Origin of the sequence: Mesorhizobium ciceri biovar biserrulae WSM1271 (genome assembly GCF_000185905.1) — a bacterium.
Lineage (GTDB): Bacteria > Pseudomonadota > Alphaproteobacteria > Rhizobiales > Rhizobiaceae > Mesorhizobium > Mesorhizobium ciceri.
On the sequence record NC_014918.1, the window covers coordinates 1 to 16,242 of the forward strand.

Annotated in this window: 17 protein-coding genes and 1 pseudogene; 7 read left to right on the forward strand and 11 right to left on the reverse strand. The window is 60.7% G+C overall.

Going from position 1 to position 16,242, the window contains the following annotated elements; all coding sequences use genetic code 11:
- Positions 1-253 precede the first annotated feature (253 nt).
- A complete protein-coding gene (locus MESCI_RS30145; RefSeq protein ID WP_013524992.1) occupies positions 254-751 on the forward strand; it encodes a cytochrome b in 498 nt (165 codons plus the stop codon).
- 56 nt (positions 752-807) lie between these two features.
- Here the strand turns inward: MESCI_RS30145 and MESCI_RS30150 are convergent, their stop codons facing one another.
- The 10 genes from MESCI_RS30150 to ccoN all read right to left on the reverse strand — a co-directional run bounded on the left by MESCI_RS30150 (position 808) and on the right by ccoN (position 11,080).
- Positions 808-1,677, reverse strand: coding sequence for an SUMF1/EgtB/PvdO family nonheme iron enzyme (locus tag MESCI_RS30150; protein ID WP_013524993.1), 870 nt, complete (start codon positions 1,675-1,677; stop codon positions 808-810).
- Between the two features lie 52 nt (positions 1,678-1,729).
- Positions 1,730-2,836, reverse strand: a complete 1,107-nt coding sequence (nirK, locus tag MESCI_RS30155; RefSeq protein WP_013524994.1) for a copper-containing nitrite reductase — start codon at positions 2,834-2,836, stop codon at positions 1,730-1,732.
- A 183-nt stretch (positions 2,837-3,019) separates the two neighbouring features.
- A complete protein-coding gene (gene ccoS / locus MESCI_RS30160; RefSeq protein WP_013524995.1) occupies positions 3,020-3,175 on the reverse strand; it encodes a cbb3-type cytochrome oxidase assembly protein CcoS in 156 nt (51 codons plus the stop codon).
- Positions 3,176-3,180: 5 nt separating this feature from the next.
- On the reverse strand, positions 3,181-5,460 hold the full coding sequence (locus MESCI_RS30165) for a cation-translocating P-type ATPase (protein WP_013524996.1): 2,280 nt from the start codon (positions 5,458-5,460) through the stop codon (positions 3,181-3,183).
- Positions 5,457-5,954, reverse strand: coding sequence for a FixH family protein (locus tag MESCI_RS30170; protein ID WP_013524997.1), 498 nt, complete (start codon positions 5,952-5,954; stop codon positions 5,457-5,459). Before MESCI_RS30170 ends, MESCI_RS30165 begins: the two co-directional genes overlap by 4 nt.
- Positions 5,951-7,516 carry a cytochrome c oxidase accessory protein CcoG gene (gene ccoG / locus MESCI_RS30175; RefSeq protein WP_013524998.1) on the reverse strand — a complete coding sequence of 522 codons (1,566 nt, stop codon included), beginning with the start codon at positions 7,514-7,516 and terminating at the stop codon, positions 5,951-5,953. The genes MESCI_RS30170 and ccoG overlap by 4 nt, the downstream gene beginning before the upstream one ends.
- Positions 7,517-7,697: 181 nt before the next feature.
- Positions 7,698-8,561, reverse strand: coding sequence for a cytochrome-c oxidase, cbb3-type subunit III (ccoP, locus tag MESCI_RS30180; RefSeq protein WP_013524999.1), 864 nt, complete (start codon positions 8,559-8,561; stop codon positions 7,698-7,700).
- Positions 8,562-8,563: 2 nt separating this feature from the next.
- The gene (locus tag MESCI_RS30185) at positions 8,564-8,713 is read right to left on the reverse strand and encodes a CcoQ/FixQ family Cbb3-type cytochrome c oxidase assembly chaperone (RefSeq protein WP_013525000.1); all 150 of its coding nucleotides are present in this window, start codon (positions 8,711-8,713) and stop codon (positions 8,564-8,566) included.
- Between the two features lie 13 nt (positions 8,714-8,726).
- Complete coding sequence (ccoO, locus tag MESCI_RS30190; RefSeq protein WP_013525001.1) at positions 8,727-9,458, reverse strand: cytochrome-c oxidase, cbb3-type subunit II; 732 nt, start codon at positions 9,456-9,458, stop codon at positions 8,727-8,729.
- A gap of 11 nt (positions 9,459-9,469) precedes the next feature.
- Entirely contained in the window at positions 9,470-11,080 is a 1,611-nt protein-coding gene (gene ccoN / locus MESCI_RS30195; protein WP_013525002.1) for a cytochrome-c oxidase, cbb3-type subunit I, read from the reverse strand.
- 246 nt (positions 11,081-11,326) lie between these two features.
- Here ccoN and MESCI_RS30200 point away from each other — a divergent pair, with 246 nt between their 5' ends.
- Positions 11,327-11,743, forward strand: coding sequence for a hemerythrin domain-containing protein (locus MESCI_RS30200; RefSeq protein WP_013525003.1), 417 nt, complete (start codon positions 11,327-11,329; stop codon positions 11,741-11,743).
- Positions 11,744-11,795: 52 nt separating this feature from the next.
- Here MESCI_RS30200 and MESCI_RS30205 read toward each other — a convergent pair whose 3' ends face one another.
- On the reverse strand, positions 11,796-12,524 hold the full coding sequence (locus MESCI_RS30205) for a Crp/Fnr family transcriptional regulator (RefSeq protein WP_164920110.1): 729 nt from the start codon (positions 12,522-12,524) through the stop codon (positions 11,796-11,798).
- Between the two features lie 157 nt (positions 12,525-12,681).
- On the opposite strand from MESCI_RS30205, the gene hemN reads away from it, so the two are divergent.
- The 5 genes and pseudogenes from hemN to MESCI_RS32930 all read left to right on the forward strand — a co-directional run bounded on the left by hemN (position 12,682) and on the right by MESCI_RS32930 (position 16,109).
- Complete coding sequence (gene hemN / locus MESCI_RS30210; RefSeq protein ID WP_013525005.1) at positions 12,682-14,031, forward strand: oxygen-independent coproporphyrinogen III oxidase; 1,350 nt, start codon at positions 12,682-12,684, stop codon at positions 14,029-14,031.
- A gap of 63 nt (positions 14,032-14,094) precedes the next feature.
- On the forward strand, positions 14,095-15,126 hold the full coding sequence (locus tag MESCI_RS30215) for a TadE/TadG family type IV pilus assembly protein (RefSeq protein WP_013525006.1): 1,032 nt from the start codon (positions 14,095-14,097) through the stop codon (positions 15,124-15,126).
- Positions 15,127-15,273: 147 nt separating this feature from the next.
- Positions 15,274-15,369, forward strand: a complete 96-nt coding sequence (locus tag MESCI_RS32920) for a hypothetical protein (protein WP_245265417.1) — start codon at positions 15,274-15,276, stop codon at positions 15,367-15,369.
- Positions 15,370-15,562: 193 nt separating this feature from the next.
- A pseudogene (locus tag MESCI_RS32925) lies at positions 15,563-15,960 on the forward strand (alpha-hydroxy-acid oxidizing protein).
- Positions 15,951-16,109, forward strand: coding sequence for a hypothetical protein (locus tag MESCI_RS32930; protein ID WP_245265420.1), 159 nt, complete (start codon positions 15,951-15,953; stop codon positions 16,107-16,109). The pseudogene MESCI_RS32925 and the gene MESCI_RS32930 overlap by 10 nt, the downstream one beginning before the upstream one ends.
- Positions 16,110-16,242 lie beyond the last annotated feature (133 nt).

Sequence of the window (16,242 nt, forward strand, 5' to 3'; positions counted from 1 at the left end):
CGATCTGAGGGGATGATGTGACGCTGCCCCACAAGCTCAGACAACTGTGAGGCTAAAACTATAATCCGGACGAGGGACGTGGCCGGTGCCTCCACGAGGCGAGGGCCGCGGACGGCTGTTCGACGTCCCCATCGCCTTACAAATGCGTAAGGTTGCAGCCACAATTCCGGGAGGATTCGAGCCAAATTATGTCGATGTTCCCTGGCTATTCAGTATCGCGATCACGCAGCTGTTAAACGTCAGGAAAAATCAAATGGCGGAAACCAGAATTGGCTACTCAACTTCCCAGATTGCGCTTCATTGGATCATAGCTGCGCTGGTGTTATTCCAACTGTTCTTTGGCGAGAGCATGACAACCGTGGTCGATGCTGCCGAAGATGGAGCCGCCGTCTCGTCAGCCGATCAGGCATTGGGCTCTGCCCATTACTGGATAGGAATTTCGACCCTGGCACTCGTGCTGATCCGGTTGCTAATGCGTGTAGTTTCCGGTGCGCCTGAGCCTGCAGAAAGCGGACCTGGCTGGATGCGGATCGCCGCACGTGGTTCACACGGCCTTTTCTATCTGCTCTTGCTTTTAACGCCCATTGTGGGACTGCTCGCTTTCTACATTGGCGACCCATGGGGCGACATCCATTCCCTCAACAAGCCAGTGTTTGTCGTCCTGATTTCGGTCCATGCCGTGGCGGCACTGTTCCACCAGTACTGGCTTCGCGATGGCACACTGAAGCGGATGCTGTCGCCCGGTCGATAAGCGGGTCCGTCACGTTTGTAGCCGCCGCCGATACTAAGATCCGACGGCGCTGACGGTCAGATTATTCTCAGGTGAGAGAGCAGATCGCTCGCCCAGCCAGAGCGGTCTCGCACCAGCCTGAATCCCAGATTGTCGGGAGGCGTACCGACGGCACAGCCTCCGCTTTTTCCGTCACTGACGAAGTTCGACATGTAGGCTCTGTGAAGCCCTTCAAGGACGTGGACACCGCAATTGTCGACCGAACTCGCAACACCGCTTCCATCCGCAGCCAACGTGGTGCGGACATAGCAGGTCGAAGTCCACTCCCAGACGTTGCCAGAAAAGTCGGCAAGGCCCAGGGAATTGAAACCAAACGAGCCACGGCTCTTGGGCATCGGGTCCGGTTTGCGATTGAGGTCCACCTCGGCCTTGTAGCTGGTGAGCCATCGTCTGGCGGGGTTGGTGGCGTCGTTTTCGACACCCTCGAATTCGCCTGCGAACCGCTCAGCAGCGGCAAAGGCCCACTCTTCGTCGGATGGCAGTCGCCATTGGTCGCCGGTCACTTCCGAATACCACCGGGCGTAGGCATTCGCATCGAGATAGCTTACTCCGGTGACGGGAGCTTTGCTTGGGATCGCGCGCGTCTCCTGAGCTGGCTGACAGCCGCCAGCCGACACGCAGTCCGCATAGTCGGCCGCGCCGACCTGGTAGGCCATGATTTCGAGAGGTCTGTCGAGTTGCCGCTCGAGGCGGGGGTTGCCTTGCGGGCGTCCCTCTTTCAGGAACTCGCCCGGAGTCGGATAGATGATCGAACCGGAAAGCAAGACAACCGTCATAGCGATGGGGTGGGATTGTCGATCTCCAAAGACCGCCTCTAGCGAGAGCCCTACCGGAACAGCAGCGGCGGCCAGGGCGACCGGCAGGACCTTCAGGATGAAAAGAGACATGGCTTTTGTCCTTGCCCGGACAGCGGCGCCGTCCGGGCATTTTCGAGTGCCGTCAGTTGGTGGCTATGGGTTTGGGCGCCTCGACCTGCGTCATCAGGTCGGCATCCCACTCGCCTTCGACCATGAAGTGAGCGGTCGCTCCGAGTTCCACGGCCTCAATCAGATTGTGATTCACGTAGGCGTAGACACCTGGCTGCAGGAACGTATACAGCGCCGAGCCCGCCGAGCCGCCACGGATGAACCAGGTTTCCAGGTCCTTGGCCGGCGGGTTGGCGAATTTGCCCTGTTCCCAGACATAGTCGCCGTGACCGCCTATCAGATGCGGCCGGGTATCGCGGTTGGCCTGTGAATGGACGATCAACACGGTCTCGCCGACTTTCGCCTTCATGGCGTTGTCGCCGGTCAGGGAACCTACCTTGCCGTTGAACAAGACATGCGTCGGGATCAGCCCGCGCATGACCTTGACGATGTCATCGTAACCGTCGCCGGCAGATTCGTAGCTCTTGAAATTGCCCTTCTCGTCGCGCGGAATATAGAAGTCGTTCTCGCCGATGTAGAAGATCTTGTCGTATCTGGCCGGCTCGCCCTTGTCGTTCCTGAGCCCATCGCGCGGCAACACCATGATTGCGCCGCTCATGCCGGAGACGACATGCCAAGGGATCATCGCGCCACCAGGTGCGCAGTGGTAGACGAACGTTCCCGTCCGCGTCGCCTTGAAGCGCAAGGTCACCTGTTCGCCGGGATTGATCAGCGTGAGACCGCCACCACCCAGAGCGCCAGTCGCGGCGTGGAAGTCGATGTTGTGGGCGAGTGAGTTGGTGTCGGGATTGATGAGCGTCAGCTCGAGATAGTCGTCCTGATGAACGACCATCAGCGGGCCGGGGATCGAGCCGTTGTAGGTCATCGCATTGAGCGTCGTGCCGTCGGCGTCGATGACAAGAGGCTTTTCCTCGATCGTGATGGTGAACTCGACGATCTTGGGTCCACCCTTGGCAACCTGATCGTGCGGATGGACGAACGGCGGTGCCACGAGCTTGATCTTTTCGCGGGCGAGCCCTCGAATGTCCGCCTTTGTCACAGGTGCCGAAAATGCAGGTAGTGCTGCCACGGCGGCAGCGCCGATCGCTGCCCCGAACAGAGCTTCACGTCGCGTGATCATGTCAGTCTCCTATCTCTCAACCGTTGCGGATGAGCAGAACCTAGCTGACCTGACGCAGCGTTTCTTTGCGCTGGCGCAAATTGGTGGAGTTCATTTTGGAGACCTAAGATTCTCGGACACCGATCTGGCGCGTCATAGTCAAGGTGGAGACGGTCGTGGTCCGGTTATTTTGCCAGCACTTCGCTATCTGCCGATCTTGTCTTCCCGATCGATAAGGATCCGCTCGGCGGCGCCGTCGAGATCTTCGTACTGGCCACTCTTCAAAGCCCACAGGAACCCCCCCAGGCCAAGCGCGCCAAGAAAGAGGGCCACAGGTATGAGGTAGGCAAGGGTTGTCATGAGGATTAGGCCAATTTGGTGATATCGGAACGCCTGTCGCGCCGAACATTTTTCACCGGCGAACTTGGCCTGGAACTCTGCAGACGCAGCGCATTTCCGATCACGAGCAGCGATGAAGCGGACATGGCGATCGCTGCGATAAGAGGCGTGACGTGGCCCAGGATGGCGATCGGCACGGCGACGGCATTGTAGACGATCGCAATCGCGATGTTCTGGCGGATCAGGTGTCCCGCCTTGCGCGAGACATCCAGCGCGAGAGGCACAGCCAGAAGGCTTTCGCGCAGGAATACGAAGTCGGCCGCATAGCGGCCAATGTCGGCGGCGGTGGCCGGTGCGATCGAGACATGCGCCGCGCTCAGTGCAGGCGTGTCGTTGAGGCCGTCACCAACCATCAGAACCTTGTGTCCGTCTTTCGCCAGGGTCTCGATGCGCTCGACCTTGCCGGATGGCAACAGGCACGGAACGAAGTCCTCGATACCCAGCATCTCGGCGGCTTCACCGCAGGCACCCGCAGTATCGCCCGACAGCATCTGCACCGACACCCCGGCGTCGCTCAATAGCTTGATCGCCAAGCCGGCGTCGGCGCGCAGCGCATCCTCGAAATTGAAGGTCGCGACAATGAGCCCGTCTTTTGTCAGCACCGTTCCGCCATAGCCATGTTTGCCTTCACCACCGGTCCGGGCCTTCCATCCAGCCCATCCGCGTCGACCTAGCCGCCAAGTGCTTCCGGCGTCGGTGGCTTCGATGCCAAACCCTGGATGCTCGGTCACGGTATCGAATTTGTGCCGCGCGCCAGGAGCGGCAAAGCCGGCTATGGCCCTTGAAAACGGATGGCGGGAATGCGCGGCCATGTCTCCCGCGACTGCCAGCATGCCCGGATCCATCGAGCCCGCATTGACCAGCCGGGGCTGGCCGAGCGTGAGGGTCCCGGTCTTGTCGAACACTGCTGTATCAATCGTCGCCAGGCGCTCCATGGCCGAACCGTCCTTGACCATGATGCCGTTCTCGAACAGGCGCCGCGCGGCGACCACCTGCACGATCGGCACGGCGAGGCCGAGCGCGCACGGGCAGGTGATGATCAGAACGGCAATGGCGATGGTTGTCGCCCGGTGCCAGTCGCCCGTCGCCGCCATCCAGCCAAGGAAAGTCACGAAGGCGGTGAGATGAACCACCGGAGCATAGAGCGCTGAAACGCGATCGGCGATCCGGCGATAATGCGCGCGACCGCCCTCAGCGGCTTCCATGAGCCGAACCATTTCCGCCAGAAACGAATCTTTCGCGGCGGCTGTCGCCCCAATCGTCAGCGGGCCGGTCAGGTTGAGGACTCCAGCCTGTACGGCTTCGCCTGGCGCTACGCTTCGGGGCGTGCTCTCGCCCGAGACAAGCGAACAGTCCAGGTCCGACGTCCCTCGAGAGACCTTGCCGTCGACGGGTATCCTTTCACCGGCTGCGATCAACAGCAGCATGCCGGGTTCGATCTCGCCAACCGGCAGATAGTCGCGTGCGCCGTCGCCGCGCAGCACCATGGCGCCACGTACGGCCAACTGGGACAGGCCTTTCACGGCGGTCCGGGCACGTTCGCGCATCACGTGATCCAACGTGCGGCCGATCAACAGGAAGAACAGCAGCGACACCGACGCATCGAAATAGGCGTGGTCGCCATGGTTGATCGTCTCGTAGAGGCTCATGGCGTAGGCGAGGGACACCCCGACCGCGATCGGCACGTCCATGTTCATGCGGCCGTGACGCAGCGCGTTCCAGGCCGAGCGGAAGAAGATGCCGCCCGCGAAGGCAAGTGCCGGGATCGCGATCAGCGCCGAGAGCCAATGAAACAGGTCCCGCGTTGCGCCTTCGGCGCCAGACCAGACCGACACTGAAAGCAGCATGATGTTGCCCGCCGCAAAGCCGGCGACAGCAACGGCGCGGATCAGCTCCGAAAGCGTTTTGTCCTTGTTGTCGACCTCGGGGTCGAACAGATGCGCCTCGTAGCCTAGCCGTCCCAGCGCGGCGACGAACGGTGGCACCTGGTTTCCACGCCAGCGGACCGCGACCCGCTTCGTCGACAGGTTGACCCGAGTGCTCTCCACTTGATCGAGCATTCCCAATGCCGTCTCGATCGCCTCGATGCAGGCCGCGCAATGAACCGTGGGGACTGAAAGATCGGTCTGGCGGAGATCATCGCCGAGCGATCGGCTCGCCAGCCTGATCTCCTGGCTGGACGGCAGGACCGATCCGGTGTTGACCAGATCAAGCGCCATTTCGGCGCCCGGTGCACAACAACTCATTGCAGCGCTCCATTGGAAATCATGATCCTGCGGACGTCGCGATACGGCTTTTCCAGACCGGCGTCGGCGTCGACTTCCACAATCCAGACGCCGTCCTTCGGCATGTGCTGGGCTGCGAATTCCTGGTCCGAGGCGGGCGCGAGGATGACCGACTTGTCCTCTTTCTCGTAGGCGGGATGGCGAAACAGCACCTTGACGCCATGCAAGGGAACCGGCTTGCCGGCGGCGTCGGTGAGGCCATAGCGAACTTCGCCCCATGCGATGGTCAGCCTGCCGGTCCAGCCAAGGGCTGCTTGCGCGCGACCCTCCTCGGCCTTCTTGTTGAATTGCTGGCTCGCCACATAGGTGTTCTCGACGACAAGGCCGGTCCAACTGGTGTTGGCGAGCGTGGCCATCGTCAGATTGACCGCGATGACCACGCCGAAGAAGGCAAGGATGGTGAACAGCATGTGCCTGCCGGTGAATTCGCGGGTTTTTTCAGCGTTAGCGGTCATCTGGCGATCTCCGGCGCGTTGAAGGTGGCGGTGTATTCGTCCGCCTCGAAGCTCGACTTGTCCTCGACACGGAACGTGAAGGTTTGCGCTGCGCCACGGATTTGGTCGGCCGGCTGGCGCACGAAGACCTTCAGCATTTTCAGGCGATCGGGCTCGACCGGGATGGCAAAGGAGCGGCCCGCCTTGATGTCGTCTCCGACCACGCTCATTTCGCCTCCTTGCAAGCCCTGCATGGTGACAACAATGATCCGCGGCTCGGGGATCATGTTGAGCAGTTTGACGGTGTAGCCGTTGCGGATGGAGCCGTCGGACAACGTTACGAATTGCGGATTGCGGTCGTGCAGCACATTGACTTGGAGCCTGTCGCGCGTCAGCAGCGAATAGAGCAGACCCAGGCCGATCAGCGACCACAGACCCATGTAGACGTAGGTGCGTGGCCGGAAGATCTTGCTGACATGGAAATGCGCCACCTTGTCGGAGAACAGGCCATCAGCGGTCCTGACCAGCGACGGGTTGACTGAACTGGAGCCGCCCGCGGTCGCCAGCATCATGTTGGCGTTGTAATCGGAGAGCGTTGCGTAGGAAATCAGTCCGCGTTCCCTGCCGAGCTTGCCCATGACGCCGTCGCAGGCGTCGATGCAAAGCGCGCAGGTGATGCATTCGAGCTGCTGGCCGTCGCGAATGTCGATCCCCATCGGGCAGACCGCGACACAGGCATTGCAGTCGACGCAGTCGCCGACCGACTGTCCCGCGGCTTGCACCTTCTTGGCATGACGCGAACGCGGTTCGCCGCGCCAGTCATTGTAGGTGACGGTGAGCGAACTTTCGTCGAGCATGGCCGCCTGGATGCGTGGCCATGGACACATGTAGGTGCAGACCTGTTCGCGCATCAGCCCGCCGAACGTATAGGTCGTGGCCGTCAGCACGGCGACGGTGATGTAGGCAACGGGTGCCGCGGTGCCGGTGAAGAGTTCGCCAACCAGCGTCGGCGCATCGGCAAAATAGAAGATCCAGGCGCCGCCCGTCGCCGCCCCTATGCCCAGCCAGATGGCGTGTTTCGATGCCCGCAGCGCAAGCTTGCGGGCGGTCCATGGGCCGGCATCGAGTTTCATGCGTGCGTTGCGATCACCCTCGATGGCGCGCTCGACGACCAGAAACAGATCGACCCATACAGTCTGCGGACATGTATAGCCGCACCAGGCGCGACCGATAGTCGACGTGATCAGGAAAAGACCGACGCCGGCCATGATCAGAAGGCCGGCCACATAGTAGAATTCCTGCGGCCAGATCTCGATGAAGAAGAAGTAGAAGCGCCGGTTGGCGAGATCGAGCAGCACGGCCTGGTCCGGGGCGAACGGGCCGCGGTCCCATCGCAACCACGGTGTCAGGTAGTAGATACCGAGTGTGATCGCCATCACCAGCCACTTGAACCGACGAAAGTTCCCTGTTGCCCGTTTCGGGAATATCTTCTTGCGCGCGGCATACATCGGCTGGCGCACCTTGGCGGAATTGACCGCTTCGGCTTCGAGCCGCTCTACCTGCGTATTGTCCAGCACATGCATCTCCACTCGCGCAGGCGACAATCTGCCCATGCCCAGGCTGCCAGCGTAGGCAAGTCTTGGCGCGGGGCGGGGGCAGGCGCGTTGATGCAAGTCAATTGCCGGTGCCGAATACAGGTCGAGGCCCGGCATGGCCGGGCCTCTTCGCTTGGCTGGCGAAGGGCCGGGAACAGGTCCCCGCTTCCTATTCCCCACCACCAAGCGAATGGATGTAGACGGCGAGCTCCTTGACCTTGGTCTCGCCCAGGCGTGCGCCCCAGGCTGGCATGACGCCCTGTTTTGGCGCACGGACCTGGGTGGCGATGGCTGTCTCACCGGATCCATAGAGCCAGATCGCATCGGTCAGATCGGGGGCGCCCAGCTCCTTGTTGCCCTTTGCATTGTCGCCATGACAGGCCACGCAATTTTCAGCAAAGACCTTGGCGCCGGGCTCGACGAGGCCGGCATGCTGGACCTTTCCCGACAGGCTGGCGACATAGGTGCCGACCTGAGCGATCTGGTCAGCGGTTATGATGTCGCCAAAGGCAGGCATTTCCGACAGGCGCGTGTCCGGATCGGACGCGAAGCGGATGCCGTGCGTAATCGTCTGCTGGATCTGCTCGGCCTTGCCGCCCCACAGCCAGTCGTCGTCGTTGAGATTGGGAAAGCCCTTGGAACCTTGGGCGCCGGAGCCATGGCATTGTACGCAATTGACCTTGAAGGCGGCACCACCGGCCGCGATTGCGAATTCGCGCAGGCCATCGTCCGCGGCGATCTCCGAGACGCTCTTGGACGCCACCGCCGAGATGTATTTGCCCTTGGCGGCTTCAGCCGCAGTCAGCTCGTTCCTGACTTCGTTGCGGCTGGAATAGCCGAGCAAACCCTTCGTCGCCGAGTGCAGCAGGGGCCATGCCGGATAGGCGATGGTGTAGCCGATGGCCCAGACAATGGTGATGTAAAACGTGATGACCCACCATCTGGGAAGCGGGTTGTTCAGTTCCCGGATGCCATCCCATTCGTGGCCGGTGGTCGAGACGCCGGAGATTTCATCGATATGCTCGTCGCTCATGATCACTCGTCCTCAAGGGGAATCCGGGCAGCTTCGTCGGCCAGCTTGCGGCTGCCGGGGCGGAGCGCGAAGGCAGTCGCGCCGACAAAGAAAAGCGCCATGGCGACCAGGCCCCAGCTGTCGGCAAACTCTCGCATCAAATTGTAATCCATGGGTAGAACTCCCTCAGCGATAGCCCGCGGCTTCGTCGTAGTTCTTGAAATCGACCAGCGTGCCGAGCATCTGGAGATAAGCGACAAGGGCATCCATTTCGGTGACCTGTTGCGGGTTGCCGTCGAAGTCGCCGATCTTGGCTTTGGGGTAGCGGGCTTCGAGGCCGGACGTGTCGGCGTTGGGATCGGCTTGCGCCATCAGGTCGGCATTGGCGCGGGCGATCATGTCATCGCTGTAGGGGACACCGACACGCCTGTTGGCAACCAGATGCGTCGAGAAGTCCTCCACCTCGATCGGCGTGTCTTTGAGGAACGCGTAGCTCGGCATGATGGATTCCGGCACCACCGAACGCGGATCCGTGAGATGCTCGACATGCCACAGATTCGAGTAGCGGTCGCCAACTCTGGCGAGGTCCGGCCCGGTACGCTTCGATCCCCACTGGAAAGGATGATCGTACATCGACTCGGCAGCCAGGCTGTAGTGACCGTAGCGCTCGACTTCGTCGCGGAACGGCCTGATCATCTGGCTGTGGCAGAGGTAGCAGCCCTCGCGCACATAGATGTTGCGCCCGACAAGTTCGAGCGGCGAATAGGGGCGCATGCCTTCCACCTTCTCGATCGTGTTGTCGAGATAGAAGAGCGGTGCGATCTCGACGATGCCGCCGACGGTCACCACAAGAAGAGAGCCAACGAGAAGAAGCGTGGCGTTCTTCTCGATGAGTGCGTGTCTGTCCATCAAGCCCATTGTCTGGCTCCTTATTCGGCAGGCTGAAGGGCGGGAACAGAGCCGGGCATCGGCTCCTCCTCGCGCTGGTATCCGAGGATGGTCATGGCGATGTTCCAGGCCATGATCAGGGCGCCGGAGAGATACATTGCCCCGCCAATGGCGCGCATGAGATAGTAGGGATGCATGGCGGCCACGGTTTCGGCGAAGGAATAGACCAGGAAACCCTGCTCGTCGTATTCACGCCACATCAGGCCCTGCATGACGCCGGAAACCCACATGACGGCGGCGTAGACGACGATCCCCAGGGTCGCCAGCCAGAAGTGCCAGGTGACGAGCCTCAGCGAGTAGAGCCGCTCACGGTTCCAGAGCTTCGGCACCATGAAGTAGATTGCGCCGAACGAGATCATGCCGACCCAGCCGAGCGCACCGGAGTGCACGTGGCCAATGGTCCAGTCGGTGTAATGCGACAGCGAGTTGACCGTCTTGATCGACATCATCGGACCTTCGAAGGTCGACATGCCGTAGAAGGCGATGGCCATCACCATCATACGGATGATGGGGTCTGTGCGCAGCTTGTCCCAGGCGCCGGACAGCGTCATCAGGCCGTTGATCATGCCACCCCATGACGGCATCCACAGCATGATCGAGAACACCATGCCGAGCGTCTGCGCCCAATCGGGCAGGGCGGTGTAGTGCAGGTGATGCGGCCCGGCCCAGATGTAGAGAAAGATGATCGCCCAGAAATGGATGATCGACAGCCGATAGGAATAGACCGGCCGGTTCGCCTGCTTGGGCACGAAGTAATACATCATGCCGAGGAAGCCGGCAGTGAGGAAGAAGCCGACGGCGTTGTGGCCATACCACCATTGCGTCAGGGCGTCCTGGACCCCGGAAAAGGCGGAGTAACTCTTTGAGCCCAGGAACGAGGCCGGCATCGACAGGTTGTTGATCACATGCAGCATCGCGATGGTCACGATGAAGGAGAGGTAAAACCAGTTGGCGACGTAGATGTGCGGTTCCTTGCGCTTGAAGATCGTGCCGAGGAACAAGATGAGATAGGCGACCCAGACGATGGTCAGCCAGATGTCCACGTACCATTCGGGTTCGGCGTATTCCCGGCTCTCGGTGATGCCGAGCAGATAGCCGGTCGCGGCCATGACAATGAAAAGCTGGTAACCCCAGAACACGAACCAGGCGAGATCGCCGCCGAACAGGCGCGCGCGACAGGTGCGTTGCACGACGTACAATGACGTGCAAAGCAATGCGTTGCCGCCGAATGCGAAGACCACTCCGGACGTATGCAGCGGCCGCAAACGGCCGAAGTTGAACCAGGGCTGGATGTTGAGATCGGGGTAGGCAAGCTGCAGCGCGATGACCACGCCGACAAGCATGCCGACGACACCCCAGAACATGGTGGCGATGGCGCCGTAGCGGATTGGACCATCCATGTAAGCGGATGGGTCAATCGGAGCGGCCACCTCGAAATTCGTGTTGCGGATGAGGATGGCGACAAAACCAAGCAACACAAAAAACAGCACCCACATATGCTGTCGAAAGGGCTGGTCCACGCCGAAGCCCGCGGCCACCAGGGCTGCAAATGTGAAAAGGCTCAAAACGAAGATTTGCGTGCCGAACTTCATGAGCTATCCCCGACCTCGGATTCCGATGCGCGGACGCCAATCCGCATAGACACCAATTCAGCAGTCGCGTTGTCGCCGCCTTGATCCATGTCAAAGCCCAGCCCCTTCTGAGTGGGCAGCGTGGTCTTGCACTCGGAGGCCGCCCTTGAGCCGGAAGAAGGGGCTGGGATCGTCGCTGTTCGAAGCAGGCGATGAAAATCCCGCACCGACTGATCGATCCAGCAGGGAAGTGGTCCAGCCGCGGTGATGAAGCGCGCGCACAGGGAAAAGCTGCAGCTCTGCGACGCCCTGGAAAGAATGGCGGGCGCCTTGCCCGGCGTCGATCGCCTGGAGTGTCTCGGCGCGGCCAACGCGATCGTTCCGCTGCTGCGCAACATTGATCAATACGAAGAGACGGTCATCTTTCCCGCCTACGAGGATGCCGTGGTCAGCAGCAATGCGAACCTTGCCTCAACCCGGCGATTGCGGGCCGAACATATGGAAGACGAATGCGTTGGCGGTGAGGTGACCGAAATTCTGCTGGCCATCGGTCATGGCGAGGCGGTCGAAAACCCCGAAGCCCTCGGGTTCATGTTGCGCGGCCTGTTCGAGAATCTGCGCCGGCACATCGTGTTTGAACGCGAGCATGTCCTGCCGATGATCGGGATCGTCGATCGAGACTAGAGTTGACGCAATTCCGGACGGAAAACTGTTTCAGCCTTTTCCTGGAATTACTCTAGGCTCCGGAGCGGCTCGCCAACCGGGCAAGGCTGTCCACAGTCACATGGCGGTTGTTGTCGATCCGGATCACGCCGTCTGTCCGCAGCCGGGTCAACTGGCGGCTCACCGTCTCGATTGTCAGGCCGAGGAAATCGGCGATGTCGGCACGTGTGAGAGGCAGTTCGAAGCTCGTCGGATTGGTGTTTGGATCGAGCGTGGGATCGATGTTTCTGGCAATCATCAGCAGAAAGCTCGCCACTTTTTCCGCAGCGGTCTTGCGTCCCAGCGTGACCATCCAGTCGCGTGCATCGTCGAGTTCGTTCAGCGTCTGCTTGAGCAGGCGGTGCTCGAGATCCGGCGACTCCCTCATCATCCTTTCGACGGAAGCCCTTGGAAACGAACACAGGGAGACGGCCGTTGCCGCTTCCGCGTTGATCACGCTTTCCACCTTGAACGGCCGTCCCAGAAAATCGGGGGCAAACTGAAGCGCGACAATCTGCTGGCGCCCGTCCGAAAGGCTCTTCGTCAGCTTCACGACGCCGGAAAGCACGTTGGAATAGCTGTCGACGGTTTCGGCGTCGCCCATCAGTTCTGACCCCGGTTCAACGGTGTGCTTTGACGAGGTCTTGGCGAGCCCGACCAATTGATCGGGATCAAGGGCACCGCAAATGCCGCGATGCCTTGCCTCGCAGGATTGGCAAAGCACGGGAATACCGGCACTATGAACATCCTGACGCACTGTCATCACGATCGTCCGAGGATCCAGGGTATCGGCAAGATAAGCATCGGCCATTGAAAAAGCCTTGTGGCAGTTTGTCCGGTGCAAAGGCTTTGACCGAAATCAAGGTATCGGCGTGCCGTTGCGGTCATTTTCCGGGCCATGCAACCACAGGAATGGCGAGATGCGACCGGAACTAGCTGCCAGACTTGGCGAGAACGTGCCGCGCTACACGAGCTATCCGACCGCGCCGCATTTCCATCCGGGGGTCGATGCCACTATCTGTCGAGGCTGGCTGGAGGCGCTGGAGAACGGCGACGAGATTTCACTCTATCTGCATATTCCCTACTGCGACAGACTCTGCTGGTTCTGTGCCTGCCACACCAAGCAAACACGTCACTATGAGCCGGTAACTGCCTATCTCCGCTCGTTGCACGCCGAGATCGCCACCGTTGCCCGTATTGTCGGCGGCAAGGCTGGCGTGCGCGCCGTCCACTTCGGTGGCGGCTCTCCGACGATGCTGAAGTCCGAGGACATGGTGGTGCTGGGGAAAGCATTGCGGTCCAGCTTCGATTTCCTTCCGGACGCCAAGATCAGCGTCGAAATCGATCCCAATGATATGGACGACGCCCGTCTTGATGCGCTGGCCGAGATCGGCATGACCCGGGCGAGCCTCGGCGTCCAGGACTTTGACCTGAAGGTACAAAAGGCAATTAACCGCGAGCAAAGCTTTTTGCAGACCAAAGCGGTCATCGATGGCGTTCGTTCGCGCGGCGTCGAATCGGTCAATCTGGACCTGCTCTACGGCTTGCCGCACCAGACCAGGGAGAGCGTCTCCTCAACCGTCGCGCAGGCACTGACCCTGGAACCGGATCGGATGGCGTTGTTTGGCTACGCGCATGTACCCTGGTTCAAGAAGCATCAGACGATGATCGACGAGGCATGGTTGCCTGGTCCGGCACAGCGCCTTGCTCAATCACAACTGGCCGCGTGTCTTATGCTGAACGCGGGGTATGAGCCCGTCGGCTTCGACCATTTCGCCAAGCCCAACGATGCGTTGGCTGTAGCGGCCCGAACCGGCTGCTTGCGCCGGAATTTCCAAGGCTATACCGAGGATCGCTGCGAAACCTTGATCGGCCTCGGCCCATCGTCCATCAGTCAATTTCGCCAAGGCTATGTGCAGAATATGCCATCGAACACGGAGTATGGACGCATGGTCTCAGACGGTGGGCTGGCGGCTGTCCGCGGCATCGCGCTTTCCGACGACGACCGCGTCCGCGGCTGGATCATCGAGAGGCTGATGTGTGATTTCGCCTTCTCAGCCATCGAGCTGGTGGAGCGTTTTGGCAAAGCCGGCCAGAGGCTTCTGCTGAAGGCAAGTTCCACGGTCCTTCATGATCCGGCGCGGTTGCTTGAACTTGATGGTGACCGCTTCGTCGTGCCGGCGGAAAGCCGGCCCTTTGTCAGAAGCATCGCAGCGAAGTTCGACAAATATCTTGAAACCGGCAAAGCCAGGCACTCGGTGGCGGTCTGAGCCGCTCAGAAATGCTCCCACGTCTGAATTGTAGACCGGTTCGCGCGTTCCCATGACGGTTCGATGGCCCCGTTGTTTGTTTTCATGCTGGCGCCCATCATCACCGCCATCGGCTTCTCGGTCGACTATACCAGGGCGGTCCAGACCCGGTCCAACGAGCAGCAGGCGCTGGATGCCGCGGTCCTATCGATCACCGGTATGGACACAACCTCAACGTTGGCGCAGCGCCAGACTATGCTGCAGGATACCTTCATCGCCAACCATGGCCTGGGTACCCCGACACTGAACAGCTTTGTGGTTTCCGCCAATGGCACCGCCACCGCGCAGGCCATGGCAAGTTACTCCATGCCCACCGTGTTCATGCAGATCGCCAGGATCAACACGGTGCCGGTCGCCGTTGGGTCGGCGGCGAGCAAGACGCCGGCCCTGGTGCAGACTACCTTCAAGGTTTCCAAGGTGTCGGGCTGGTGGAACAAGACGATGACGCTCTACGGCACGACATTTGGAGCGACGGTGGCCAAGCCGCTGATGTCGATCGAGTATACCTATAACGGCTTCGGTGATCCGAAGGGCTACGGCACAACGAATGTGTACACAATCACCAACAACGGCGGGGCCGACATCAAGACGCTTGTCCAGTCGCAAGTTTGCACCACCGCCGGCGTGAGCACCTTCACGGGTCTGACCGCAGACGCGATACTCCAGACCAGCGGCACCAAGAAATATTCAACCACTTGCCTCAACACCATGTACCCAGCCAACAGCGCCGGCGCGTCGATCGACGTCAACCAGATGGCTGGCCTCTCGCTGCAGATGTACGTACCATCGGGCAACCCGAAGTACCTAAAGTCGGATGATCCGACCACCTCCAACCGACTCTACAGCGGCGTGGACGCGAACAACCTGACCGAGACCCCGACTGGGCAGAAGGTCGACATCTTCACCATCGTGCCTTGTGGTGTAACCAGCTATCAAGCCTGGGAGGACGGCGGCACAACCGTGCCGACGCCGTCTTCAAATGCCGACTTCTTCTACAGCGTCACCGGCAAGTGCGACTTCAACAAGCGCCCCTCGATAACGGCCCTGACACAGTAGGAGGTGCATCTCTTGCCTTTGGAAAGCGGCACGTGCTGCGCGTGTGACAAGACTTGATACCGGGATCACGCTCATCGGGCAAAGTCTGCCGCGTCCGATAATCCTGGCCCGATAGCATATCAGCGGCTGGTGCATCCGGAAGGCGAGGTGGCGGCGGCGCGCGGCTCCGGAGTGGCGCAAGCGGTGTTCACTTTGGGTACCACGGCGACGGCAGCGATCGAGGATGGCGTGGCGGTGAGCTAGTCTCCAGTCTGGTTCCTGCTCTATCGGCAAAGCAATCGCGGTTTTAATGGCACGGCACTTGGCCAAGCGATCTGTGTAGCGGTCGACATGCCGAAGCCAGGCGATCGCCGTAGGCAGTTCCGGGCAGGATTCAAAATTCCCGACGGCCTCGCAACGCCATACTTCAAGGACCGGAACACCGGCGTGCTCAAAGTTGGCACTGCGCAGCGTCGGCCATGCCGACCTGGGCGGATATTGCCTGGCTGCGTTCGCTTCAACCCTGCCGCTTATCCTGAAGAGCATCCTCGATCCTGAGGATGCTGAGCAGGCGATCGGAACGGGTGTCGATGCCATCGCGGTCTCGAACCACGGTGCGCGTAACCTCGACACCCTCCCGGCAACCATCGACTCCCTGCCCGCCATCGCGGACCGGTGGCCGGACGGATTCCCATCATCCTTGCTGGAAGCGTGAGCCGTCGCGCCGACGTTGAAGATGCTTGCCCTGGTGCAACCGCAGTCATGATTGGCCGCCCCTATGTCTACGCCCTGGCAACCGATGGTGCCGAGGGCGCAACCTGCTTCGCCGAGACTTGGAGATGGCAATGGCGCTGACAGGCCGGGCGCGCATCGGCGAGATCGACCGGCTGGTAATCTGGTCAAGCCCGAAACTATTTTTCAGCAAGTTCAGCATTGCACTTTTCGCTTCACCTCCGTCGCGCCCTTTGTCCGGCCGAGCGCCGACTACCTGGATGTCCGATTAGATTTACAGCTGGCGGTCTGCTGTCGGCCACAATCGTGCCTTCGCATTTTGACTACTGGCGTCGAACTTGCCGTGAGGATGACTCGGACGGAGGACAGGAGCGCGATGCAACTGACTGCCTTTACCGGCTTCGT